The organism is Chromobacterium sp. CCUG 30098 (genome assembly GCF_059916605.1).
Map to the genome: position 1 here is coordinate 214,162 of NZ_JAUCGS010000004.1, position 21,544 is coordinate 235,705.

A 21,544-nucleotide genomic window follows, 5' to 3' on the forward strand; every position below is an offset into this window, starting at 1 on the left:
TTGTTTTAATAAAAATAATTGGTCTTACCAATTTACAAAGGAAACCGGATGAAGCCTGCCAACGTGTATCTGTTCGGCACCTGTCTGCTGGACCTGTTTTTGCCGCAGGCCGGCGTGGATGCCATCGCCTTGCTGGAAGGCCTGGGCTTGCGAGTGCACTTTCCGCAGCAACAGAGCTGCTGCGGCCAGCCGGCCTATACCAGCGGCCATCCGGCGGAAGCGCTGGCGGTGGCGCGGGCGCAGCTGGACTGTTTTGCCGAGGATTGGCCCATCGTGGTGCCGTCCGGTTCCTGCGGCGGCATGATCAAGCACCATTGGCCCAAGCTGTTCGCCGGCCAGCCGGACGAGGCGCGCGCCTGCGCGGCGGCCGCGCGGGTGGTGGAGTTCAGCGATTTTCTGCTCAACCATCTGGACTGGCGGCCGCAAGATCAGGGCCCCAAGGTGAAGGTGGCGGTGCACACCTCCTGTTCCGCCCGCCGCGAAATGAATGTGCATCTGTCCTCTTGGGCCTTGCTGGAGCGGCTGGCCAATGTGGAACGGGTGGTGCACGACCATGAATCCGAGTGCTGCGGTTTCGGCGGCACTTTTTCGATCAAGCATCCTGACATCGCCGGGGCGATGGTGACGGACAAGGCCGCCGCGCTGCGGGACAGCGGCGCGGTGGAGTTCATCACCGCGGACGGCGGCTGTCTGCTCAATATCAACGGTAAGCTGGCCAAGGAGGGCGGGGCGTTTCGGGGCCGGCATCTGGCCAGCTTTCTGCTGGAGCGCGTGGGAGGCAAGGCATGAGCGCCCGCGACGCCATTCTGGCCAAGCTGCGCGCCGCGCCGCGCGAGGAGCTGCCGCGGCCGGAGCTGGACGCGCATTTCCGGCGTTTTACGCCGCCACAGCACAGCCTGGACGCCTTGCGCGGTTGGGCGCGGGCGATGCGGGCGGTGAAGACCGAGGTGCTATGGGTGCGCGCCGACGACTGGCACACGCGGCTGGCGGTGTGGATCGCGCAGCGGCGGCCGGCTTCCTTGCTGCTGTCCGACACCGCGCACGGCCGCCGCGCCGAGGCGGTGCTGCAAGGCTTGCCGACGCCGCCGGCGCTGCGTTTCTTCGACCGCGCCGTCGACGACTGGAAGGCCGAGCTGTTCGAGATCGAGGCGGCGTTCACCGCGGCGCGCTGCGGCATCGCCGCCACCGGCACCCTGGTGCTGTGGCCGGACGCGCAGGAGCCGCGCACCATGAGCCTGGTGCCGCCGCTGCACATCGTCCTGTTCGACACCGCCACGCTCTATCCGGACTTCTACAGCGCGATGCGTTGCGAAAACTGGCAGGACGGCATGCCTACCAACGCCTTGCTGATTTCCGGCCCGTCCAAGACCGCCGACATCCAGCTGACGCTGGCCTACGGCGCGCACGGCCCGCGCGAACTGCTGGTGCTGGCGCAGCTGCCCGAGCACATCAATCCGGCGCAGCTGGAGCAGGCGGAGGAGGCCCGACCATGAGCGAGCACAAGATCGAGCTTTATCCCTCGCGCCAATTCAAGCAGCAAGCGCGCGCGGCATTGGCCGACGGCGAACTGCGCCACAGCCTGCGCGGGGCAATGGACTTCCTGATGGCCAAGCGTTTGTCGGCCTTCGACGATCCGGCGGAACTGGACGCCTTGCGCGCGCTGGGAGAAGCCATCCGCCAGCGTTGCCTGTCGCGGCTGCCGGACTTGCTGGAGCAGTTGGAGGCGCGGCTGAGCGCCAACGGCGTGCAAGTGCATTGGGCCGAGACCGCGGACGAGGCCAATCGCATCATCCACGGTCTGGTGACGGCGCGCGCCGGCCGGCTGATGGTCAAGGGCAAGTCCATGGTCAGCGAGGAAATCGAACTCAACCATTATCTGGAAGCGCGCGGCGTCGCCGCGGTGGAAAGCGATATGGGCGAGTACATCGTGCAGCTGGCCGGCGAAAAGCCCACCCACATCATCATGCCGGCGATACACAAGACCAAGGCCGACATCGCGCGGCTGTTCCACGACAAGCTGCCGGGCACGCCCTACACCGAGGACGTGGACGAGTTGATACAGATAGGCCGCGGCGCGCTGCGCCGGCTCTATCTGGACGCCGACGTCGGCCTGTCCGGCGTCAACTTCGCGGTGGCGGAAACCGGCACGCTGTGCCTGGTGGAGAACGAAGGCAACGGCCGCATGTGCACCACGGTGCCGGACCTGCACATCGCCATCACCGGCATAGAGAAAGTGGTGGAGAAGCTGGCCGACGTGCCGCCCTTGTACAGCCTGCTGACCCGCTCCGCCATCGGCCAGCCCATCACCACTTATTTCAATATGATCAGCGGCCCGCGCCGCGCCGGCGAAAAAGACGGCCCGCGCGAGGTGCACCTGGTGCTGCTGGACAACGGCCGCAGCCAGGCCTACGCCGACGCGCAATTGCGCAAGACCCTGCAATGCATACGCTGCGGCGCCTGCATGAACCATTGCCCGGTCTACGCCCGCATCGGCGGCCACGCTTACGGCACCACCTATCCGGGGCCGATAGGCGAGATCATCTCGCCGCATCTGCTGGGCCTGGAAAACACCCGCGATCTGCCCACCGCCTCCAGCCTGTGCGGCGCTTGCGGCGAGGTCTGCCCGGTGAAGATCCCCATCCCCGAGATGCTGATGCGGCTGCGCGAGGAAAGCCAGCGTCCGGCCGGGGAGGCGGTCAGCCATCCGCTGCGCGGCCAGGGCGCGGCGGCGAGCGCGGCGGAGCGGCTGGCCTGGAAGGGCTGGCGCCAGGTCCACGCCTCGCCGCGGCTGTACCGCTGGTTTGGCTGGGGCGCCACCCGGCTGCGCAAGCTCGCGCTTGGCGGCCAGTTGGGCTGGACCCAGAACCACGCGCCGCTGACGCCGGCGCCCAAGACCCTGCACGAACTGGTGCGCGAACGCGAAGCGCGCCGCGCCGCCGGGGAGCGGCCATGAGCATGAGCCCGGCGCATCAGGCTTTCCATAGCGATTTGCTGACGGCGATGCCGGCGGCGCGCATTTACACCGACCCGCTGTCCACATTGGCTTACGGCACCGACGCCAGCTTCTACCGGCTGCGGCCGCAAATCGTCGCCCGCGTCGACAGCGAGGCGGAAGTGGCGGCCATCCTGGCGCTGGCGCGCCGCCACCGGGTGGCGCTGACCTTCCGCGCCGCCGGCACCAGCTTGTCCGGCCAGGCGGTCAGCGATTCGGTGCTGGTCTTGCTGGGCGATGGCTTCAACCATGGCCAGGTCTTGGACGACGGCGCGCGCGTCCGGCTGGGGCCGGCGATGATAGGCAGCCACGCTAACGCCCTGCTGGCGCCTTACGGCCGCAAGATCGGCCCGGACCCGGCGTCGATCAATAGCGCCAAGATCGGCGGCATCGCCGCCAACAACTCCAGCGGCATGTGCTGCGGCACCCGCGACAACAGCTATCACACGCTGGCGGCGATGCGCCTGCTGCTGCTGGACGGCGCCGCGCTGGACACCGGCGACGCCGCCAGCGTGGCGGCTTTCCGCCAGTCCCACGCCGCGCTGCTGGCCGGCTTGTCCGGCCTGGCGGCCGAATTGCGCGCCGACGCGGCGCTGGCCGAGCGGGTGCGCCGCAAATACCGGCTGAAGAACACCACGGGCTACGGCATCAACGCCTTGCTGGATTTCGACGACCCGGTGGACATGCTCAGCCATGTGTTGATCGGCTCCGAGGGCACGCTGGGCTTCATCAGCGAGATCACCTTCCACAGCGTGGTCGAGCATCCGCACAAGGCCTCGGCCTTGCTGCTGTTCGACGCGCTGGAGCCGTGCTGCCGCGCGGTGTCGGCGCTGAGCGCGGCCGCAAACGCCCACGGCGTGGCGGCGGTGGAGCTGATAGACAGCCGCAGCCTGCGCGCCTTGCACGGCAAGCCGGGGCTGCCGGATTTCCTGGCGCGGCCGTTCGGTCCGGAGGAGGCCTGTTTGCTGATCGAGGCGCGCGCCGGTTCCGAGGCGGAGCTGGAGCGCCATTGCGCGGCGATAGACCAGCTGCTGGCCGGTTTCGCGCCGCGTCTGTCCAGCGGCTTCAGCCGCGAGGCCGCGGTCTGCGACAGCTATTGGGCCTTGCGCAAGGGCTTGTTTCCGGCGGTGGGCGCGGTACGGCCGCTGGGCAGCACCGTGGTGATCGAGGACGTGGCGTTTCCGATTCCGCAGCTGGCCGACGGCGTGGCCAGGCTGACGGCCTTGTTCGACCGCCACGGCTATGACGAGGCCTTGTTGTTCGGCCATGCCTTGGACGGCAATCTGCATTTCGTGTTCGCGCCCAGCTTCGACAGCGAGCGCGAGGTGGCGCGTTACGACGCCTTCATGCAGGACGTCAGCGCGCTGGTGGCCGGCGAATACGACGGCTCGCTGAAGGCCGAGCACGGCACCGGCCGCAATGTCGCGCCCTTTGTGCGCCAGGAGTGGGGCGACGCCGCCTGGAACATCATGCGCCGCATCAAGGCCTTGTTCGACCCGGACGGCCTGCTCAATCCCGGCGTGATCATCACCGACAACGAGCGGCTGCACCTGGAAAACCTCAAGCCCTTGCCGGCGGCCGATCCCATCGTCGACCGCTGCATCGAATGCGGCTTTTGCGAGGCGGCCTGTCCGTCGCACGGGCTGACGCTGAGCCCGCGCCAGCGCATCGTCGCCTGGCGCCGCATCCAGCAACTGAGCCGCGACGGCGGCGCGGCGGAAGAGCTGGCCGCGCTGCGCGCCGATTTCCGCTACCGCGCCATCGACACCTGCGCCGCCACCGGCATGTGCGCGACGCGCTGTCCGGTGGGCATCAATACCGGCGATCTGATGAAGCGCTTGCAAGGCCCGTCGCCGCGGCCGCGCGCCGCGCGCTTCGCCGCCCGCCATATCGGCGCCGCCGCGTCCGCCGTCCGCGCCGGCCTGGCGCTGGCGCATCTATTCGGGCCGGAGCGGCTACACCGCATCAGCTTGCGGCTGCGCCGCCGCCACAAGGTGATTCCCTTGCTGCCCGCGCATCTGCCGCGGCCGGCCGGCCGTCTGCCCGCCGCCGGCGGCGACGGCGAGCCGGTGGTGCTCTTCCTCAGCTGCGTCAACCGCGCGCTGGCCGCGGACGCCGCCGGCGGCAACGCCGCCGCGCCCACGCTGGCCTTGCTGCGTCGCGCCGGTTTCAGCCCTCGCTATCCGTCCGGCCAGGATGGCCTGTGCTGCGGCCAGCCCTTCGCCTCGGCCAATGCCGCGGAGGCGCTGGACATCAGTCAGAACGCGCTGAACCTGGCCTTGCTGGCCGCTAGCGAAGACGGTCGCCATCCGGTTTACCTGGACAACGGGCCGTGCGCGGCGCGCATTCTGTCCGCCCAGCGCCAAGGCCGGCTGGACGCGCGCTTGCGTCTGTTCGACGCGGCCCGCTTCCTGGACGCCTTCGTCGCGCCGCGGCTGGCGGTGACGCGCAAGCTGGCGCAACTGGCGCTGCACATCCCTTGCAGCGCCGCCGAGATGGGCGCGGCGGACGCGCTCAAGCGGCTGGCCGGCCGCTGCGCCGAGCGGCTGACGGTGCCGGACATCGCCTGCTGCGGCTTCGCCGGCGACAAGGGCTTCACCGTGCCGGAACTGAACGCGCACAGCTTGCGACGGCTGCCGCCGGCCTTGCCCCAGGGCTGCCGCCACGGCGTGTCGATGAGCCGCACTTGTCAGATCGGCCTGAGCGAGCACGCCGGCTTTGAATACCGCAGCATCGAAGCGCTGCTGGATTTTTGCACCACCCCTGGAGCGTGTTTACGATCTAGCGAGCTAAGGCGAGACGAGGCGAAAACGGCTGAGAAAGCGGAATGTACAGATGGTACATGAGCATTTCGAAGGTGTTTTCAACGCCGTATCGCTGACGCGCAGCAGATCGTAAACAGGCTCTAAAAGCGGCCCGCTATGAAGGCCGCATCGTTGGCGCCGCCGCCCGGGCGGCCGGCGCCGAGTTGAAACGCCGGTAAACATCCTTCCCTGAACGCATTCCGTCCACACGGCCGCGGCTAGCCCGCCGCCGCGCGGATGTTTGTGCGCGCAAGAAGAAGGAGAGACTACAGAGGAGACATCATGATCTGGACCCAAAACTACTTTCCGTCCGGCGGCATGGCGCTGTCGGCGCTGATGGCGGCCTTGCCGATTATTTTCTTTTTCCTGGCGCTGGCGGTGTTCCGGCTCAAGGGCCATGTCGCCGGCAGCCTGACCGTGCTGCTGGCGCTGCTGGTGGCCACGCTGTTCTACGGCATGCCGGCGGACATGGCGCTGGCCGCCGCCGGTTTCGGCTTCGCCTACGGCCTGTGGCCCATCGCCTGGATCATCATCGCCGCGGTGTTTCTGTACAAGATCACCGTCAAGACCGGACAGTTCGACATCATCCGCGCCTCGGTGTTGTCGGTGACCGAGGATCAACGCCTGCAGATGCTGCTGGTCGGCTTCTCCTTCGGCGCCTTCCTGGAGGGCGCCGCCGGCTTCGGCGCGCCGGTGGCCATCACCGCCGCGCTGCTGGTGGGCCTGGGCTTCAATCCGCTGTACGCGGCCGGCCTGTGCCTGATCGCCAATACCGCGCCGGTGGCTTTCGGCGCCATGGGCATCCCCATCATCGTCGCCGGTCAGGTCACCGGGCTGGACCCCTTCGTCATCGGCGCCAAGGCCGGACATCAACTGCCGTTTCTGTCGGTGCTGGTGCCGTTCTGGCTGGTGATGATGATGGACGGCCTCAAGGGCGTGCGTCAGACCTGGCCGGCGGTGCTGGTGGCCGGCGGCTCCTTCGCCGTTACCCAGTATTTCACCTCCAACTACATCGGGCCGGAGCTGCCGGACATCACTTCGGCCCTGGTCAGCCTGGTGTGTCTGACGCTGTTCCTGAAAGTGTGGCAGCCGCGCGAGATCTTCACCTTCGCCGGCCGGCGCGCGCCCAGCCCGCGCCAGCCATCCGGCTTCGGCCTGGGCCGGATCGCCCGCGCCTGGGGGCCGTTCCTGATCCTGACCGCGCTGGTGACGCTGTGGAGCCTGAAACCGTTCAAGGCCTTGTTCGCCAAGGGCGGCGCGCTGGAGCACTGGGTGCTGAAGTTCCATGTGCCGTATCTGGACAATCTGGTGATCAAGACCGCGCCCATCGTGGCCGCGGACAAGCCTTACGAGGCGCTGTACAAGCTGGACCTGCTGTCCGCCGTGGGCACCGCCATTTTCGTCGCGGCCTTGCTGTCCATCGCGCTGCTGCGTTTCCGTCCGGCGCAGGCCGCCGCCGCTTTCGGCGAAACCCTGCTGGAACTGAAGCGGCCCATCCTGTCCATCGGCATGGTGCTGGCCTTCGCCTTTGTCGCCAATTATTCCGGCATGTCCAGCACGCTGGCCTTGTGCCTGGCCAATACGGGCAAGGCCTTTCCCTTTTTCTCGCCCTTCCTGGGCTGGCTGGGGGTGTTCCTGACCGGTTCCGACACCTCGTCCAACGCCTTGTTCTCGGCCTTGCAGGCGTCCACCGCGCATCAGTTGGGCGTGTCGGACATTCTGCTGGTGGCGGCCAACACCACCGGCGGCGTGACCGGCAAGATGATTTCGCCGCAGTCCATCGCCGTGGCCTGCGCGGCGGTGGGCCTGGTGGGCAAGGAGGCGGACCTGTTCCGCTTCACCCTCAAGCACAGCCTGATCTTTTGCAGCCTGGTGGGGGCGATGACTTACGCGATGGCGTATTTCTGAGATCGTGAACAGGTTCTGAGAACCTGGCTCAAGGCCCGGCGGCGTGGACGCGCCGGGCCGGGCTTACAGGATTTCCTGGTTTTCGCAGAAGAAGCTGATCGAGTCGAAATTGACCTGGGTGACATGGTTGGTGACCGGCACCATATTGATCAGGTGGCGGGTGCCGATGTCGAAGATATGGTATTCGCTGGCCAGGCTGCCGTACTCGGACGGCGACTTGGTCTTTTTGACGATGGTGACCGCGTTGGCCTCGCCGTTCCAGCCGTAGCTGGTGTTGAACTGCAGCAGGCGGTTGATGTAGTCGCCGGTGGGCGAATGCAGGAAGAAGTGGATGGTCTCGTTCTTCATGTCCAGATCGATGAAGCCGCTGGTGATCGCCGTCTCGCCGCTATTGCGCGGGAATTTGAGTTCGGAGATGCGGGCGGTGCAGATGGTGCGGCTGTCCATGATGTAGTTGTGGCCGGCATAGCCCAGATAGAGCGCGATCAGAAACAGTCCGAGAGCGATCAGAACACGATTTTGTTTTTGCAATTGAGATCGCTCCCGTATTTCTTGTCGCACAGATAACTCGCCGTGCATTTGCCGCTCTTGATGTAGAAGGCGTCGCCGCCGCTTTCCGGCAGCTTGGGCGCGTCGCGGTAGACATTGCCCACCACGAACAGGCTGCGCGCGCCGTCGCGCATTTTATGAATGTTCATTTGCGGAATCCACCAAGAGGCGTGCCAGCCCAAGAGCAGACCCGCGGCGGTGATGGCCAGCAGGGCCAGCGCCTGGCGGCGATCGACACGGACCGGCAGCCACCAGCGCGCCATGCGCCGCTTGGGCGCCGGCGCGGCTCCGGCCGCGGGCGGGGGGCTTTCCGGCGCGGGCAGGGCGCCGTCGGCGTCCTCCCGCGGCTCCAGCGTGGCGAAGGCGCCGACGAATTGGCAGCCGCGCCTCGGAATGGTCTTGATGATCTTGGGATCCAGCCCGCTTTTCTCAAGCTGCGCGCGCAGATCGAATACCAGCTTGTGGTAGCTGGAGTCGGTGACGATGGTTTTCCCCCATACGTTTTCAATCAGCTCGTTTTTTTCGAACAGTCCGGAGAGCAAGAGCTTGAGCAGCAGCGCTTCATTGTATTTCAGGATGATCTTGTCTTGATCCCCGGGCAGCAGGCTGCCCTCGTCAGGGTCGAAGACGACTTTGTCTTCAATATGGAATCTCATTTTTATAATCTTTCTTCCCACGCCGCGGCCGGTATTGGAAACGCCTTGCGGCATTTGATATTACGGCCAGGACGGGTTCGGCGATATTTTAAATTACCCCATAGGTAATTTGCTCTAAATCGATTATAGGTAGCAATACCCAACTGCCAAGCTGGCCTTGCCAAGTGATGTTGCGGGGGAGCCGAAAGGTAAGCGGAAATGACAAGAGCGCCGGGTGCGCTCTTGATTTGACGTCAAATATTTTCCAACAGAATCCGCTTCTTTTCAAGAGGATGGCCGCGTTCGCCGCGCGGACCGCATGCGCGAGCGGACGGCGAAGTCCGCTGGAACTCAGGCCTGTAGGGCATTGCCGCCGGGATGGCGGCGTCGGGGAGTCCGGCGTATTCGGCGTGACCGGCCCGCAACGAAAACCATGGATTTGGCGAAAGGCCGGAGCGGCCGGCGATGACTACGGAATTGTAGCGACGCGATTACAGCGCGCCGGCGCCGGAACGGAGCCGAAACGCCCGCCGAGGCGAGTCCGGCGCGAAGCGCGCATGAAAAACCGGGATAAGGGAGCCGCCAATAAGATGGCCTGTCGCTTGCTATTGAGGACTGAGTGGAATTGACGGCTCTGGCAAATGGCTGCGGCCGCTTGTTAAAACCAGCGGCGCTTTTGGCTTAATGCGTGGATTTAAGCTGTGTGATTTCTTGTTGCGCTCGCAGCAGCTCCTGCTCTATCGCATTAATTCTTTTATCTCTGCTGTTAAGTTCGTTTAACAGTTGCTCGCTCAGCAATTGCGCCTGATCCAGACATAGGATCAGTGCGGAGAGTTTGGCGCTGTTGGCGAGTTGCTCCATTAAAGGATTGCCGGCGTTGGCGTGGTCTTTGTTTTTATATTGCATGCTGAATGATGTGTGTTGTTATTCAATACATTTAGGCAGTCGAAAGTGGATTTCGCGCCCACGGAACAGAGCGGAGATCATAGCATGCAGTTTGGGTGAGCGGGGGCGCAAGCCTTGAGAATTAAGCTTTTTGCCAGGGGTGGTAAGGAATGATAATGATTGTTGCGGCCGTTGTTGGCCCTATTCGGGCCGATATCGGACCTGGGGCGGCGGCCAAAACGATAATCATTTCTAATGGCTGATAATAAATTGTACTGGTTTGGATAAAGACATTTAGTATCAACAGGGTTAAGCTGGCCGCTGATGTTTTTTGGAGGCAGTGGCCGTGTTAATGGCGGGAAATGAAAAAGTATTGGAAGGCTTGGCCCAAGAGCGGGAGATGATTTGGCGGCAGGATTTGGAGAGTTTGACGGTTTATATCGAAAACCTGATTAGAAAAACCTCCGCCATGGGCGCGGTGGTGCCTGGACTCTATCGCGCTTTGAGAATATGCAGCGTCGCCCTGAAAGGCGGCGGCGTGGGCGGCAAGGTGTATCTGACGCGCAAGGAGCGTTTGGATATTTACTGGGCGGTGAAGTCGGAAGCGTTTTCCATTTGATTATTGGTCAGTAGTGGCGTTTATTTTTGGATTGGGAAATCAATTGTGTCGCTGATCGGTTTTGTATGTTGTCGCGTATTTAGCATCGCTTTGTTCTGGTGCGGGATGAAGGCGCTGGGCATAGGCGTTTTGATGCTGCTCTTGCATATTGGCAAGGAGAAGGCTTTGAATGCGCCCTTGCGGCGCGAGTGAGCGCCTGCGCCTGGTTTGTGGCAGCAAAGTCAGGCGCGGGCTTCTCCTCGCCCCGCCGGAGCGGGCGAAATGAGGATTGTCGGATTGAAATGAAATGGGGCCGCGTTGCGATAACGCGGCCCTTTTGGCGTGGACGCTGTTTATCAGAATACGCGCAGGCCGGCGCTCCACACTTGGCGCACCAGCGGAATGCCGTCCCGCTCGCGCGCCTGGACCAGGTCCGCGCGCTGGCCGACGGCGATGGCGCCGCGGTCCGCCAATCCCACCGCCCGGGCCGGGTTGCGCGTGACGGTGGCGACGGCGCGGCTTGGGTCCCAGCCCGGCTGGCGGCCCAGCAGGTAGGCGGCGTGCAAGAGGCTGGCCGGCACGTAGTCCGAGGACAGGATGTCCAGCAGGCCGTGGCCGGCCAGTTCCAGGGCGGCGACATTGCCGGAGTGGGAGCCGCCGCGGACGATGTTGGGCGCGCCCATCACCGTCATCAGCCCCTGTTCGCGCGCGGCGCGCGCGGCGGTCAGGGTGGTGGGGAATTCGGACATGGCCACGCCGTCGCGCACCGCCTCGTCGATATGGCTGAGCTCGGTGTCGTCGTGGCTGGCCAGGGCGATGCCGCGCGCGCGCGCCAGTTCCACCACCGCCTGGCGGTGGCTTTCGGCGTAGCGGTCTTGCTTGAGCTTGCGTTGCTCCACCGCGGCGAGGAAGGTGTCGTCGTTCCAGCTGACGTTTTTCTTGGCGTAGTACTTTTTGTACTGCGCCAGGTCGCGGTATTGGCGCTGGCCGGGGGTGTGGTCCATCAGCGACACCAGACGCACCGCCGGATGGCCGATCAAGGGGGACAGCGCGTCCAGCAGCGTGGGATAGGCCAGTTCGCAACGCAGGTGGAACAGGTGCTCGGCGCGGAACACGCGGCGGCGCATGCCGGCGTCTATCGCCTCGAAGGCGCTTTGCAGGGTGTCCAGCCGCACGCTGTCGCCTTCCAGATCGCCCACCGACAGCGCGTCCAGCACGGTGGTGATGCCGGCGGCCACGCATTGCGCGTCGTGGGTGACCACGGCCGGCAGCGTCGGCCACAGCACGCCGTTGCGCGGCATCAGGTGTTTTTCCAGATTGTCGGTGTGCACTTCCACCAGGCCGGGCAGCAGGTCGTCGCCGTCCAGGTCTTCGCTGTGGGGCGGGGGGGCGCTCAGCGCTTGGGCATGGACGGCGGCGATCACGCCGTTGTCTATTTCCAGCGCGCCGCGTTCGACGACGCCGTCGGCCAGGATCAGCCGGGCATTGTTCAATATCCGTTTCATGCTAGGTGTTCCGATTTGTTTGCCAGCGGGACTTCAAACACGCGGTCGGCGACGGCGTCGCGGGTGGGTTCGTCGTGGAAGATGCCCACCAGCGCCGCGCCGCGCGCCAGCGCTTCGCGCATCAGTTCAATCACCACCGCGCGGTTGGCGGCGTCCAGCGAGGCGGTGGGCTCGTCCAGCAGCAGGATGGGCCGCGGCGCGATCATGCCGCGCGCGATATTGACCCGCTGCTGTTCGCCGCCGGAAAAAGTGGCCGGCGGCAGCCGCCACAGCCGTTCCGGGATGTTCAGCCGCGCGAGCAAAGCGCCGGCCTCGCGTCGCGCCGCGTCGGCGTCCACGCCCCATTCGCGCAGCGGCTCGGCGACGATGTCCAGCGCCGGCACCCGCGGGATGGCGCGCAGGAACTGGCTGACGTAGCCCAGGGTGTGGCGGCGGGCGTCTGCGATCTCGTGCGGCAAGGCGGCGGCCATGTCCAGCCAGGCGTCGCGGTGGCGGATGCGTATGCTGCCGCGCTCCACCAGGTAATTGGCGTACAGCGCCTTGAGCAGCGTGCTCTTGCCGGCGCCGGAAGGGCCGGCCAGCGCCACGCATTCGCCGGCGGCGGCCTGCAGGGAGACCTCGTCGAGCACCGGCAGCGTCAGGCCGCCTTGTTGGTGCAGGGTGAAAGTCTTGCTCACTTGCCTTGCGTCTATCAATAGCTTCATGGCTTCAGGCCTGCAGGATGGAGGATACCAGCAGCTGGGTGTACGGATGCTGCGGATCGTCCAGGATTTGATCGGTGAGGCCGGCTTCCACCACGCGGCCGCCTTGCATCACCAGCGTGCGTTGCGCCAGCAGACGGGCCACGGCCAGGTCGTGGGTGACCATGATGACGGCGATGCCGCTGTCGCGCACCAGTCTTCGGGTCAGGTCCAGGAAGCGGGCCTGCACCGAGACGTCCAGGCCGCCGGTGGGTTCGTCCATGAAGACCAGCCGCGGATGGGTGGCCAGGCTGCGGGCGATCTGCAGCCGCTGCTGCATGCCGCCGGAGAAGGCGCTGGGCGGATCGTCCAGCCGCGAGCGGCCGATTTCCACCCGTTCCAGCCAGTCGCCGGCGGTCTGGCGCAGCCGGCCGTAATGGCGCTGGCCCAGCGCCATCAGCCGCTCGCCGATATTGGCGCCGGCGGAGACGTTCATGCGCAGGCCGTCGCGGGCGTGCTGGGACACGAAGCCCCATTCGCTGCGCGCCAGCCGGCGGCGCTCGGATTCGGCGATGGCGGTGAGTTCGTGCTCGCGGCCGTCGCGTTCGCGAAAGCGCGCGCTGCCGGCGCCGGCGGCCAGCTTGCCGGCCAGCGCGGCCAGCAGCGTGGATTTGCCGGAGCCGGATTCGCCGACCACGCACAGCACTTCGCCGGCGTAGAGGTCGAAATCGACGCCGAAGCAGCCGTTGCCGTTGCCGTAGTCCTTGCCGAGGCCGCGGACGCTGAGTAGGGGCGGGTTCATTGCGGGCTTTCCTGTGTGTCGCGGCGCTGCCGGCAGTGGTCGCTGTCGGAGCAGACGTATTGGCGCGCGCCGGCGTCGTCGGTGATGATTTCGTCCAGATAGCTGTCGCCGGCGCCGCACAGCGCGCAGGCCTGTTCCCAGCGCTGCACCTGGAACGGATGGTCGTCGAAGGCCAGGCTTTCCACCCGGGTGTGGGGCGGGATCGCGTACAGCCGTTTTTCGCGGCCGGCGCCGAACAGCAGCAGCGCCGGGTTCATGTCCAGCTTGGGATTGTCGAACTTGGGAATGGGCGAGGGCGAAGCCAGGTAGCGGCCGTTGACCAGCACCGGGTAGTCGTAGCTGGCGGCGATGTGGCCGTAGCGGGCGATGTCCTCGTACAGCTTGACGTGCATCAGGCCGTAATCCTGGTGGGCGTGCAGCTTGCGGGTTTCCTGTTCGCTGGTCTCCAGCGTGCGCAGAGGCTCCGGCTCCGGCACCTGAAACACCAGCACCTGGCCGGCGCGCAGCGGGGTTTCCGGGACGCGGTGCCGGGTCTGGATCAGGCTGGCTTCGGCGCTGCGGGTGGTGGTGGCCACGCCGGCGACGCGGGCGAAGAAGCGGCGGATATTGACCGCGTTGGTGGTGTCGTCCGCGCCCTGGTCTATGACCTTGAGCACGTCGTCGCGGCCGATCACGCTGGCCGTCACCTGGATGCCGCCGGTGCCCCAGCCGTAGGGCAGCGGCATTTCGCGGCCGCCGAAGGGCACTTGATAGCCGGGCACGGCCACGGCCTTGAGCAGGGCGCGACGCAGCATGCGCTTGGTGTTTTCGTCGAGGAAGCCGAAGTTGTACGCCCATGGCGCGGCGGTGCTCATGCTTGTGTCTCCTTGGCGGCGTGTTCGCGGCGCAGCTGGCGTATCAGCGACAGCTCGGCCTGGAAGTCGACGTAGTGCGGCAGCTTGAGATGCTGGACGAAGCCGGAGGCTTCGACGTTGTCGCTGTGGCACAGCGCGAATTCCGGCTGCTGCGCCGGCGCGTGCGCCGTTTCGCCCAGCTCGGCGGCGCGCAGGCTGCGGTCCACCAAGGCCATCGCCATCGCCTTGCGTTCGGCCTCGCCGAAGCTCAGACCGTAGCCGCGGGTGAACTGCGGCGGCGCGCTGCGGCTGCCGGCGAACTGGTTGATCATCTGGCATTCGGTCAGGGTGATTTCGCCGATGTCGACGTCGAAGCCCAGTTCTTCCGGGCAGACCACGACGCTGACTTCGCCCATGCGGATTTCGCCGGCGAAGGGGTGGCTTTCGGCGTAGCCGCGCTGGGTGGAGTAGGCCAGGCCCAGCAGCCAGCCCTCGTCGCCGCGCGCCAGGTTTTGCAGCCGGGCGGCGCGGCCGGCCGGGAACAGCAGCGGCTCGCGGGTCAGGTCGGCCGGTTCCGGATCGCCCGGCGGCGGCGTTTCCGGTTCGATCAGCCCTTCCTGGGCCAGGGTGTCCAGCACGCAGGGCAGCCGTTCCGGCAGCGGCGCGTCCGCCAGCGTCGGCAGCGGCGGCTCGCCGGCCTGGGCCAGGCCGAAGTCCAGCAGCCGCTGGGTGTAATCTGCGGTGGGGCCCAGCACCTGGCCGCCGGGCACGTCCTTGAAGGTGCCGGACACGCGTCGGCGCACCCGCATCGCCGCGGTGTCCAGCGGCCGGCTGGCGGCGAAGCGCGGCAGGGTGGTGCGGAAGGCGCGCAGCAGGAAGGCCGCCTCCACGCAGTCGCCGGCCGCCTGTTTCAGCGCCAGCGCCGCCAGCTCCTCGTCGTACAGCGAACCTTCCTGCATCGTCCTGGCCAGCGCCAGCCGCAATTGGCCGCGGATCTGGGCGAGGCTCAGTTCCGGCGTCGCCGCGTCGCCGCGGCGCTTGGCGGCCAGCAAGTCCCAGGAGCGGGCGATGGCGGTTTCTCCGCCTTTGACGGCTACGTACATCTCAACCCTCCTTGACGCGGGTGCTGCGCGGCAGGCCGGCCACGCGCTCGCCGCAGATCAGAAAAATGTCCACGCCCAGCGGAAAACGGGCGTGATTGTCCCGCCATTGCCGCCAGAAATCGTCCGGCGCGCCGTTCACGCCGAAACGGCGCGGCGCGGCGAAGCCCGGGCCGTCGGCTTCCACCTGTTCGGCGTTGAAGCCGGCGGTTTCCAGCAGCACGGTGGCGGAGCGGTCCGGGTATTCGGGCTCGCCGGCCTTGAGCGCGGCCAGCGGCGGCGGCGGCGCGCCCAGCGGCAGCACCACGAAGTCGGCCTGTTCCGGCGCGGCGGCCAGGCGCAGGCCGGTATGAAAGCGCAGGCTGGCCAGGGTGTCCGCCGGCAGCGGCGGCAGCCAGACGCTGACGTCCTGGTCCAACAGGGCATAGAGCAGGGCGGCGGTGGCCGGCATCAGGCCGGGCAGCTCGGCCGGCAGCGCCGGCAGCGTTTGCGGCAGCAAGGGTTCGGCCAGCGCGGCCAGCGCGGCGCGGAAGCAGCGCTGACTGTCGTGAACCGGGTCGGAGAAGGCGGCGCGCATTTCATTCATCTCATTCCCCCCTGACCAGGGTGAAGAATTCCACCTTGCTGGCGGCGGCTTCGCGCGCCGCCTGTTCGCGGCGCGCGGCGCGTTCGGCGCGCAAGGGCGTTATCCATTGCGCGAGCAAACCGTCCCGCCGCGCCGGGTCTTGCAGCAGCGCGTCGGCCTGGGCGATCAATTCGGCGTGTTCGCCGTTGCTGCCCAGCGCCCAGCCGTGGCCCAGGCGGCCGTTGATCCGGCAACTGGCGCGGCTGACGCTGGCTTCGCCCAGATTGAAGCGGGCGCCGCCGCCGCCGGCGCGGCCCTGCAGCATGACAAGGCCGGTTTCGGCGCGGCGCAGCCATTCCACTTGCGGCGCCGGCGGTAATTGCGGGCCCAGCAGCCGGCGCAGCCGCGGCGGCGGGGTGTGGGCCAGCACGCTGAGCCAGTCTTGTCGGGTCGAGGTTTCCATATTGGGTATTCCCCTGTGCGGTTTCAACAAAAATTCATATAAACGTATAGACGTATCCATGATAATGGCCGGCGATAAGGCGCAAACAGCATGCGGCGATGAAGGTTTTGTGACGATTGGGTGGCGGGGCTAGACCTTGGCCGCCATGGGAACGAGAGGGCGTGAACGATGATTGAACGCGGTTCCGGGGTCGCCGTCTGGCGGCAGATAGAAAACAGCCTGGCGGAGGAGATCGCCAGCGGCGCGATCCGCGCCGGCGAGCAATTGGCCACCGAGCTGCAACTGGCCCAGCGCTTTCGCGTCAACCGCCACACCATACGGCGCGCGGTGGCCACGCTGGTGGAGCGCGGCCTGTTGCGGGTGGAACAGGGGCGCGGCACCTTCGTCCAGGACAATGCGATCGACTACGCGATCAGCAAGCGCACCCGTTTTTCCCAGAACATGGCCAGTCAGAACCTGAACTCGGACATCGACGTCCTGGCCAGCGACACGGTGCCGGCCAACGCCGAACTGGCCGATTTGCTGCAAGTGGCGGTGGGCGAGCCGCTGCTGCGCATCAAGACCCTGAGCCGGGTGGAGTTGCGGGTGGTGGACTGGGCGATCTTGTTCTTTCCGGCGGCGCGTTTTCCCGGCCTGCCGGAGATTTACCGGCGCGAGCGCTCGGTGACGCGCGCGCTGGCGCATTTCGGCGTAGACGATTACACCCGGCGCTTCACCCGCGTCAGCGCGCGGCTGCCGGACAGCGAGACGGTGGACTATCTGGGGCTGCCCAAGAACCGGCCGGTGCTGCATGTGAAGTCCTTGAACGTGGACCCGCAGGGGCGGCCGGTGCAATACGGGATCACCTGTTTCAACGGCGATCTGGTGCAACTGGTGATGGAGGAGGCCTGATGCGTTACGCGCTGTATTACGCGCCGCGGCCGGACAGCGCCTTCTGGCGCGCCGGCAGCGGCTGGCTGGGCCAGGACGCGCACAGCGGCCTGCAAGTGTTGCCGCCGCACGCGCCGGGCCTGGACGCCGAAGTCTGGGCGGAGCTGACCGCGGCGCCGGCCCGTTACGGATGGCACGCCACGCTGAAAGCGCCGTTCGCCTTGCGCGCCGGCGCGGACGAGGCGGCGCTGCTGGCGCGGACCGCGGCCTTGGCGCAACGCTTCCAGCCCTTCGAGCTGGCGCTGGAGGTGGCCTGGCTGGCAGATTTTCTGGCGCTGCGGCCGCCGGCGCCGCCGCCGGAGCTGGCCGAGCTGGCCGCCGCCTGCGTGGTGGAGCTGGAGCCCTTGGCCGATCGCGAATCGCCGCGGAAAACGCGCGCCGGGCTGGACCCGCGCCAGGAGCAGCTAAGCTTGCGCTGGGGCTATCCCTATGTGTTCGAACACTACCGCTTTCACCTGACGCTGAGCGGCCGGCTGAGGCTGGACAGCGCGACGGGGCGGGCACTGGAACAGGCGGCGCGCCGGCATTTCGCCGCTTTCTCCCGCGCGCGGGTGGACGGCGTGGCGGTGTTTGTCGAGCCGGCGGCGGGCGAGGCTTTCCGCTACCTCGCGCATTGCGGCTTTGACGGACAGGTGGCGCGCTATGAAGCCTGAGCCCGGCGCGCTGTGGTATGTGATCGGCCCGTCCGGCGCGGGCAAGGACAGCCTGCTGGCTTATGCGCGGGCGCGGCTGCCGGCCTCCGGCCGGCTGGTGTTCGCCCACCGCTACATCACCCGGCCGGCCGACGCCGGCGGCGAGAACCACGTGGCCTTGAGCCGGGAGGAGTTTGAACAGCGCGAGCGCAGCGGCTGTTTCGCCCTGAGCTGGCGGCGGCATGGTCTGGCCTATGGCCTGGGCATGGAAGTGGCGCTGTGGCTGGAACAGGGGCTGGACGTGGTGGTCAACGGCTCCCGCTCGGCGCTGCCGCTGGCGGCGCGGCGTTTTCCCGGCCTGCGGCCGGTGTGGGTCGTCGCCAGCCCGGCGGCGCTGGCGGCGCGGCTGGCCGGCCGCGGCCGCGAATCGGCCGAGCGCGTCGTCCTGCGGCTGGAGGAGGCCGCCGCGCTGACGCCGCCGCCGGACGCGGCGGTGCTGCAAAACGACGGCGAACTGGCCGAGGCCGGCGAGCGGCTGCTGCGGCTGCTGACGCGGGGCAGGGAGGCGGACTGTCCTTAATGCCTGGAAAACCGCGCCGGCGAAGCCGCCGCCGCTTGCTATAACCGGGGCAGTTCGCCGGCCGCGTGGCGGCGAGCCGCGCGCCGTCTCCGGCTGGCGGGACGCCGGAGAACGTGTTTACGATTTCGCGAGCTAAGGCGAGACAAGGCGAAAACGGCTGAGAAAGCGGAATGTACAGGTGGTACATGAGCATTTCGAAGTGGTTTTCAACGCGGTATCGCCGACGCGCAGCAGATCGTAAACAGGTTCTGAGCGGTGCGCATGCAATGGTCGTCCCGCCGTTGGCAGGAGAATGGATATGGCTTTGCAATCGAGAAACTGGCATGCCTGGCTGAACGTGATGCCGGGTCACCCCAAGAGCTTGCATGTGGCAGGCGACGTGGTGGTGGCCAACCCCGGCGTGGAGGCGCTGCTGTGCATGCGCGAGCCGCAAGGCATCAACCCGGCCATCCTGATGCTGGACTTGCACCTGGTGCAAAAGCCCGGCATGTGGCCGCAGGTGTTGGCGGTGGCGCACGCCCACTACGACAGGGTGCTGCCGCCGGGCGCGCCCAAGTACACGGCGGTGGAAGTGCTGCACAATAACGAGCGGGTGGCTTATATCGAGCCCATCCCCGAAATTGTATAGACAGCGGCAGTCACGGCGGCCTGGCAGGGCCGCCGGACGGCTTGCGGGATCGTAAACGGGTTTTACAGCGTGATGCTTTCGCAGCCGCTGCGGCCGGACTTCTTGGCCCGGTACATCGCCTGATCCGCCGCCTGCAGCAGGCTGTCCGCGCTGCTGTCGCCGTTGCCCAGCGCGATGCCGACGGAAATGCCCAGCTGGCGTTGTTCGCCGCCGATGTCGAAAGGCGTTTGCATCGTCTCTATGCATTTGGCCGCCACGATGCGGGCCGCTTCCTCCGCATCCTCGCCCAGATCGCCGATCAACAGCACGAACTCGTCGCCGCCGATGCGCGCCAGGGTGTCGGTCTGGCGCACGATGCCGCCCAGGCGCTGCGCCGCCTGCCACAACACTTTGTCGCCGGCCTTGTGGCCGTAGCCGTCGTTGATCTGCTTGAAGCCGTCCAGATCCAGAAACAACAAGCCCAGCCGGCTTGCATTGCGCTGCGCGCGCGCCAGCGCCATGGTCAGGCGGTCGGCCAGCAAGGCGCGGTTGGGCAAGCCGGTCAGGGTGTCGTGATGGGCCATGCGCGCCAGTTCCGCCTGATGCTGGTCCAGCTTGCTCAGCAGCCGGTTGAAGGCGGCCAGCAGATAGCCCACCTCGTCGTTGCGCTTGACCGGCAGCGGTTCCAGCGGCAGTTCGCCGCGGGTCATGCGGTCCGCGTGGCTGGCGGCGCGGAACAGCGGGCGGAACAGCAGATACAGGCCCGCGCCCGCGGCCAGAGCGAACACCAGCACGGCGATCACCGCGTTTTTCAGCAAAAAGGCTTGCGCCCGTCCCACGGTGGCGAAGGCCTCGCTGCTGGGCAGCCGCGCCACCACGAACCAGCCGGTGCTGGGCACCGAGGCGATGGCGGAGACTTCCTCGCGCCCTTGGGCGTTGACGGTGATGCCCACGCCGCGAAACCCCGTCATCGCCCGGTCGTGCAAGGGATTGATCCCCGCCGGCGGCGTGGGTTTGAGCACCATGTCCGGCTGGGAGGAGGCGACGAAGATCTTGTCCTGCGGCGAGATCAGCAAAAAGCCGCTATTGGGCCCGCCGATGTGGGAGGCCAGCAGCAAGTCCATGAAGCCCGGCGCGGCCAGCGCGGTAATGCCAGCCAGCGCGCCTTGCGGGCGGCCGTCGCGCCAGGGCAGCGCCGCCGCCATCGGCAGCACCGGTTTTTTGCTGATGCGGCCGATAAGCGGGCGGCCGATGACGACGCGGTCCAGATTGGGCGGGCTGGACAGGGCGACGCGGATATAGTCCCGGTCGGAATAGTCCCGGCCCACGCGGCCGGGCATGGATGGATAGTCGGCGATGGCGCGCCCGTCCGGCGTCACCACGTACAGGCCTTGCGAGAACGGGCATTGGAAGTCGCAATGCAGGCGCAGCCAGGCTTGCAGCTCCGCCGGGCGTTGCAGCAGCTCCTGGGGCAGGCTGGCGGCCAGCCGCTGAAGCAGGGCCTGGCGCTGCTGGATCTTGAAGTCCACGTCGCGGGCGACGTAGCTGGCCAGCGCCATCTGCTGGTTCTGCACCACCTTGCTCAAATCCTCGCGCAGAAACTGGCTGAGCGCGTAGTAGCGCGCCACTGCGCCGGCCACCACGATGCCCAGCGCCAGCAGCAGCAAGCGGGTAACGATGCTATCAAGGACGCGGCGCAGGCTCATGGTCGCAAATAAGGTTGTCTTCAAGACAGTTTAGTCAAGGTTTCGGGCCTTGTATGCCCGGGCCCGGCGGGGTGGCTCAGCGCGGCAGCAGACCGGCGCAACACAGCGCCACCGCGGCGCGGATGCGCTCGCCGGGGTCGTGCTCCGGCAGCGGCGGCGTCAGGCCCAGCGCCATCCGGCGCAGCGGCTCCGCTATCGTCATCGCCAGCAGCAGTTCGGCGGTTTGCGCCGGCTGCGGGCAGCGGATCAAGCCCTGTTCCGCCTGGCGTTCCAGCCAGCCGGCCAAGAGCGCGGCGCAGCGCTGCACGCCGTGCTCGGCGTACTGCGCCAGCGCCTGTTCCCGGCCGGGAAAGTCTCCTATCAGCAGGCGGAACAATCCCACCGCCTCGCGCGTGAGCACCTTGGCCGCCACGGTGTTCAGCAGCGCTTCCAAGGCCTGCGGCAGCGCGGCGGCCTCCGTCAGCGGCTCGCTCATCGGCGCGACGAAGGCGTCGGTCCAGCCGTGGATGACCGCGCCCAGCAACTGCTCGCTGTTGTCGGCGAAGCGGTACACCGTTTTCTTGGCCACCCCGGCCCGCTGCGCCACCGCCGCCATGGTGGCGGCCTGGTAGCCCTGGCTCAGCAAGAGTTCGGTGGCGGCGTCCAGCACCTGTTGCTTCAAAGCGTGTTCCGGCGCGGCGGGGCGGCCGCGCGCGCGCGGCGAGGCCTGATCCTGGCTTGACATCGGGGTAAGGTTTCCTCAATATGGAAACGCAATGCGTTTCTTAATT

At 67.0% G+C, this 21,544-nt stretch carries 23 protein-coding genes; 11 read left to right on the forward strand and 12 right to left on the reverse strand.

All coding sequences use genetic code 11. The features are described from left to right. The first annotated feature begins 48 nt into the window (after positions 1–48). From QUG03_RS11390 to QUG03_RS11410, 5 genes are all read left to right on the forward strand, one after another. Positions 49–789 carry a (Fe-S)-binding protein gene (locus QUG03_RS11390; protein WP_107799837.1) on the forward strand — a complete coding sequence of 247 codons (741 nt, stop codon included), beginning with the start codon at positions 49–51 and terminating at the stop codon, positions 787–789. Then, complete coding sequence (locus QUG03_RS11395) at positions 786–1,493, forward strand: LutC/YkgG family protein (protein WP_500820027.1); 708 nt, start codon at positions 786–788, stop codon at positions 1,491–1,493. Before QUG03_RS11390 ends, QUG03_RS11395 begins: the two co-directional genes overlap by 4 nt. Continuing rightward, entirely contained in the window at positions 1,490–2,953 is a 1,464-nt protein-coding gene (locus QUG03_RS11400; protein WP_500820028.1) for a LutB/LldF family L-lactate oxidation iron-sulfur protein, read from the forward strand. Before QUG03_RS11395 ends, QUG03_RS11400 begins: the two co-directional genes overlap by 4 nt. Further along, positions 2,950–5,838, forward strand: a complete 2,889-nt coding sequence (locus tag QUG03_RS11405) for an FAD-binding and (Fe-S)-binding domain-containing protein (protein ID WP_500820029.1) — start codon at positions 2,950–2,952, stop codon at positions 5,836–5,838. The genes QUG03_RS11400 and QUG03_RS11405 overlap by 4 nt, the downstream gene beginning before the upstream one ends. Before the next feature lie 237 nt (positions 5,839–6,075). Further along, positions 6,076–7,704 (forward strand): lactate permease LctP family transporter, encoded by a 1,629-nt coding sequence (locus QUG03_RS11410; RefSeq protein ID WP_500820129.1) that lies wholly within the window; start codon positions 6,076–6,078, stop codon positions 7,702–7,704. Between the two features lie 63 nt (positions 7,705–7,767). Here the strand turns inward: QUG03_RS11410 and QUG03_RS11415 are convergent, their stop codons facing one another. The 3 genes from QUG03_RS11415 to QUG03_RS11425 all read right to left on the reverse strand — a co-directional run bounded on the left by QUG03_RS11415 (position 7,768) and on the right by QUG03_RS11425 (position 9,794). Beyond that, the gene (locus tag QUG03_RS11415) at positions 7,768–8,235 is read right to left on the reverse strand and encodes a hypothetical protein (protein WP_107799833.1); all 468 of its coding nucleotides are present in this window, start codon (positions 8,233–8,235) and stop codon (positions 7,768–7,770) included. Then, on the reverse strand, positions 8,211–8,909 hold the full coding sequence (locus QUG03_RS11420; RefSeq protein WP_500820030.1) for a winged helix-turn-helix domain-containing protein: 699 nt from the start codon (positions 8,907–8,909) through the stop codon (positions 8,211–8,213). The genes QUG03_RS11415 and QUG03_RS11420 overlap by 25 nt, the downstream gene beginning before the upstream one ends. A 660-nt stretch (positions 8,910–9,569) precedes the next feature. After that, positions 9,570–9,794 (reverse strand): hypothetical protein, encoded by a 225-nt coding sequence (locus tag QUG03_RS11425; protein ID WP_107799831.1) that lies wholly within the window; start codon positions 9,792–9,794, stop codon positions 9,570–9,572. Between the two features lie 331 nt (positions 9,795–10,125). Between QUG03_RS11425 and QUG03_RS11430 the strand changes: the two genes are divergently transcribed. Together QUG03_RS11430 and QUG03_RS11435 are read left to right on the forward strand one after the other, a co-directional pair. Further along, complete coding sequence (locus QUG03_RS11430; RefSeq protein ID WP_146176662.1) at positions 10,126–10,392, forward strand: hypothetical protein; 267 nt, start codon at positions 10,126–10,128, stop codon at positions 10,390–10,392. Between the two features lie 45 nt (positions 10,393–10,437). Beyond that, complete coding sequence (locus QUG03_RS11435; protein ID WP_157222177.1) at positions 10,438–10,584, forward strand: hypothetical protein; 147 nt, start codon at positions 10,438–10,440, stop codon at positions 10,582–10,584. Between the two features lie 143 nt (positions 10,585–10,727). On the opposite strand, the gene QUG03_RS11440 is transcribed toward QUG03_RS11435, so the two are convergent. From QUG03_RS11440 to phnG, 7 genes are read right to left on the reverse strand one after another with little or no spacing between them, the layout of a single operon-like run. Then, positions 10,728–11,876 carry an alpha-D-ribose 1-methylphosphonate 5-triphosphate diphosphatase gene (locus tag QUG03_RS11440; protein WP_227104139.1) on the reverse strand — a complete coding sequence of 383 codons (1,149 nt, stop codon included), beginning with the start codon at positions 11,874–11,876 and terminating at the stop codon, positions 10,728–10,730. Next, positions 11,873–12,580: a phosphonate C-P lyase system protein PhnL gene (gene phnL, locus QUG03_RS11445; protein WP_227104137.1), complete on the reverse strand. Its 708-nt coding sequence runs from the start codon at positions 12,578–12,580 to the stop codon at positions 11,873–11,875. Before phnL ends, QUG03_RS11440 begins: the two co-directional genes overlap by 4 nt. Before the next feature lie 4 nt (positions 12,581–12,584). Next, positions 12,585–13,358 carry a phosphonate C-P lyase system protein PhnK gene (gene phnK / locus QUG03_RS11450; RefSeq protein WP_500820031.1) on the reverse strand — a complete coding sequence of 258 codons (774 nt, stop codon included), beginning with the start codon at positions 13,356–13,358 and terminating at the stop codon, positions 12,585–12,587. Beyond that, complete coding sequence (locus QUG03_RS11455; protein WP_500820032.1) at positions 13,355–14,212, reverse strand: alpha-D-ribose 1-methylphosphonate 5-phosphate C-P-lyase PhnJ; 858 nt, start codon at positions 14,210–14,212, stop codon at positions 13,355–13,357. Before QUG03_RS11455 ends, phnK begins: the two co-directional genes overlap by 4 nt. Then, positions 14,209–15,294 (reverse strand): carbon-phosphorus lyase complex subunit, encoded by a 1,086-nt coding sequence (locus tag QUG03_RS11460; RefSeq protein ID WP_107799825.1) that lies wholly within the window; start codon positions 15,292–15,294, stop codon positions 14,209–14,211. Before QUG03_RS11460 ends, QUG03_RS11455 begins: the two co-directional genes overlap by 4 nt. Before the next feature lies 1 nt (position 15,295). Continuing rightward, entirely contained in the window at positions 15,296–15,877 is a 582-nt protein-coding gene (gene phnH, locus QUG03_RS11465) for a phosphonate C-P lyase system protein PhnH (RefSeq protein WP_488905855.1), read from the reverse strand. A 1-nt stretch (position 15,878) separates the two neighbouring features. Continuing rightward, positions 15,879–16,319: a phosphonate C-P lyase system protein PhnG gene (gene phnG / locus QUG03_RS11470; RefSeq protein WP_107799823.1), complete on the reverse strand. Its 441-nt coding sequence runs from the start codon at positions 16,317–16,319 to the stop codon at positions 15,879–15,881. A 168-nt stretch (positions 16,320–16,487) separates the two neighbouring features. Between phnG and phnF the strand changes: the two genes are divergently transcribed. The 4 genes from phnF to QUG03_RS11490 all read left to right on the forward strand — a co-directional run bounded on the left by phnF (position 16,488) and on the right by QUG03_RS11490 (position 19,089). Beyond that, a complete protein-coding gene (gene phnF, locus QUG03_RS11475; RefSeq protein ID WP_500820033.1) occupies positions 16,488–17,210 on the forward strand; it encodes a phosphonate metabolism transcriptional regulator PhnF in 723 nt (240 codons plus the stop codon). Then, on the forward strand, positions 17,210–17,902 hold the full coding sequence (locus QUG03_RS11480) for a DUF1045 domain-containing protein (protein ID WP_500820034.1): 693 nt from the start codon (positions 17,210–17,212) through the stop codon (positions 17,900–17,902). The genes phnF and QUG03_RS11480 overlap by 1 nt, the downstream gene beginning before the upstream one ends. Beyond that, positions 17,892–18,461 carry a phosphonate metabolism protein/1,5-bisphosphokinase (PRPP-forming) PhnN gene (gene phnN / locus QUG03_RS11485; RefSeq protein WP_500820035.1) on the forward strand — a complete coding sequence of 190 codons (570 nt, stop codon included), beginning with the start codon at positions 17,892–17,894 and terminating at the stop codon, positions 18,459–18,461. Before QUG03_RS11480 ends, phnN begins: the two co-directional genes overlap by 11 nt. Before the next feature lie 298 nt (positions 18,462–18,759). Then, the gene (locus QUG03_RS11490) at positions 18,760–19,089 is read left to right on the forward strand and encodes a hypothetical protein (protein ID WP_107799819.1); all 330 of its coding nucleotides are present in this window, start codon (positions 18,760–18,762) and stop codon (positions 19,087–19,089) included. 62 nt (positions 19,090–19,151) lie between these two features. Here QUG03_RS11490 and QUG03_RS11495 read toward each other — a convergent pair whose 3' ends face one another. Next, on the reverse strand, positions 19,152–20,774 hold the full coding sequence (locus QUG03_RS11495; protein ID WP_500820036.1) for a sensor domain-containing diguanylate cyclase: 1,623 nt from the start codon (positions 20,772–20,774) through the stop codon (positions 19,152–19,154). A gap of 76 nt (positions 20,775–20,850) precedes the next feature. Further along, positions 20,851–21,498, reverse strand: coding sequence for a TetR/AcrR family transcriptional regulator (locus tag QUG03_RS11500; RefSeq protein WP_253314513.1), 648 nt, complete (start codon positions 21,496–21,498; stop codon positions 20,851–20,853). Between the last annotated feature and the right edge of the window lie 46 nt (positions 21,499–21,544).

Excerpts from the sequence above, each read along its gene's own strand:
- QUG03_RS11455 (WP_500820032.1), bottom strand. The coding sequence starts at position 14,212 with ATGAGCACCGCCGCGCCATGGGCGTACAACTTCGGCTTCCTCGACGAA.
- phnL (WP_227104137.1), bottom strand. The coding sequence starts at position 12,580 with ATGAAGCTATTGATAGACGCAAGGCAAGTGAGCAAGACTTTCACCCTG.
- QUG03_RS11490 (WP_107799819.1), top strand. The coding sequence starts at position 18,760 with ATGGCTTTGCAATCGAGAAACTGGCATGCCTGGCTGAACGTGATGCCG.
- phnH (WP_488905855.1), bottom strand. The coding sequence starts at position 15,877 with ATGAATGAAATGCGCGCCGCCTTCTCCGACCCGGTTCACGACAGTCAG.
- QUG03_RS11390 (WP_107799837.1), top strand. The coding sequence starts at position 49 with ATGAAGCCTGCCAACGTGTATCTGTTCGGCACCTGTCTGCTGGACCTG.
- QUG03_RS11405 (WP_500820029.1), top strand. The coding sequence starts at position 2,950 with ATGAGCATGAGCCCGGCGCATCAGGCTTTCCATAGCGATTTGCTGACG.
- phnG (WP_107799823.1), bottom strand. The coding sequence starts at position 16,319 with ATGGAAACCTCGACCCGACAAGACTGGCTCAGCGTGCTGGCCCACACC.
- QUG03_RS11460 (WP_107799825.1), bottom strand. The coding sequence starts at position 15,294 with ATGTACGTAGCCGTCAAAGGCGGAGAAACCGCCATCGCCCGCTCCTGG.
- QUG03_RS11425 (WP_107799831.1), bottom strand. The coding sequence starts at position 9,794 with ATGCAATATAAAAACAAAGACCACGCCAACGCCGGCAATCCTTTAATG.
- QUG03_RS11400 (WP_500820028.1), top strand. The coding sequence starts at position 1,490 with ATGAGCGAGCACAAGATCGAGCTTTATCCCTCGCGCCAATTCAAGCAG.
- phnK (WP_500820031.1), bottom strand. The coding sequence starts at position 13,358 with ATGAACCCGCCCCTACTCAGCGTCCGCGGCCTCGGCAAGGACTACGGC.
- QUG03_RS11420 (WP_500820030.1), bottom strand. The coding sequence starts at position 8,909 with ATGAGATTCCATATTGAAGACAAAGTCGTCTTCGACCCTGACGAGGGC.
- QUG03_RS11500 (WP_253314513.1), bottom strand. The coding sequence starts at position 21,498 with ATGTCAAGCCAGGATCAGGCCTCGCCGCGCGCGCGCGGCCGCCCCGCC.
- QUG03_RS11395 (WP_500820027.1), top strand. The coding sequence starts at position 786 with ATGAGCGCCCGCGACGCCATTCTGGCCAAGCTGCGCGCCGCGCCGCGC.
- phnF (WP_500820033.1), top strand. The coding sequence starts at position 16,488 with ATGATTGAACGCGGTTCCGGGGTCGCCGTCTGGCGGCAGATAGAAAAC.
- phnN (WP_500820035.1), top strand. The coding sequence starts at position 17,892 with ATGAAGCCTGAGCCCGGCGCGCTGTGGTATGTGATCGGCCCGTCCGGC.
- QUG03_RS11430 (WP_146176662.1), top strand. The coding sequence starts at position 10,126 with ATGGCGGGAAATGAAAAAGTATTGGAAGGCTTGGCCCAAGAGCGGGAG.
- QUG03_RS11440 (WP_227104139.1), bottom strand. The coding sequence starts at position 11,876 with ATGAAACGGATATTGAACAATGCCCGGCTGATCCTGGCCGACGGCGTC.
- QUG03_RS11480 (WP_500820034.1), top strand. The coding sequence starts at position 17,210 with ATGCGTTACGCGCTGTATTACGCGCCGCGGCCGGACAGCGCCTTCTGG.
- QUG03_RS11495 (WP_500820036.1), bottom strand. The coding sequence starts at position 20,774 with ATGAGCCTGCGCCGCGTCCTTGATAGCATCGTTACCCGCTTGCTGCTG.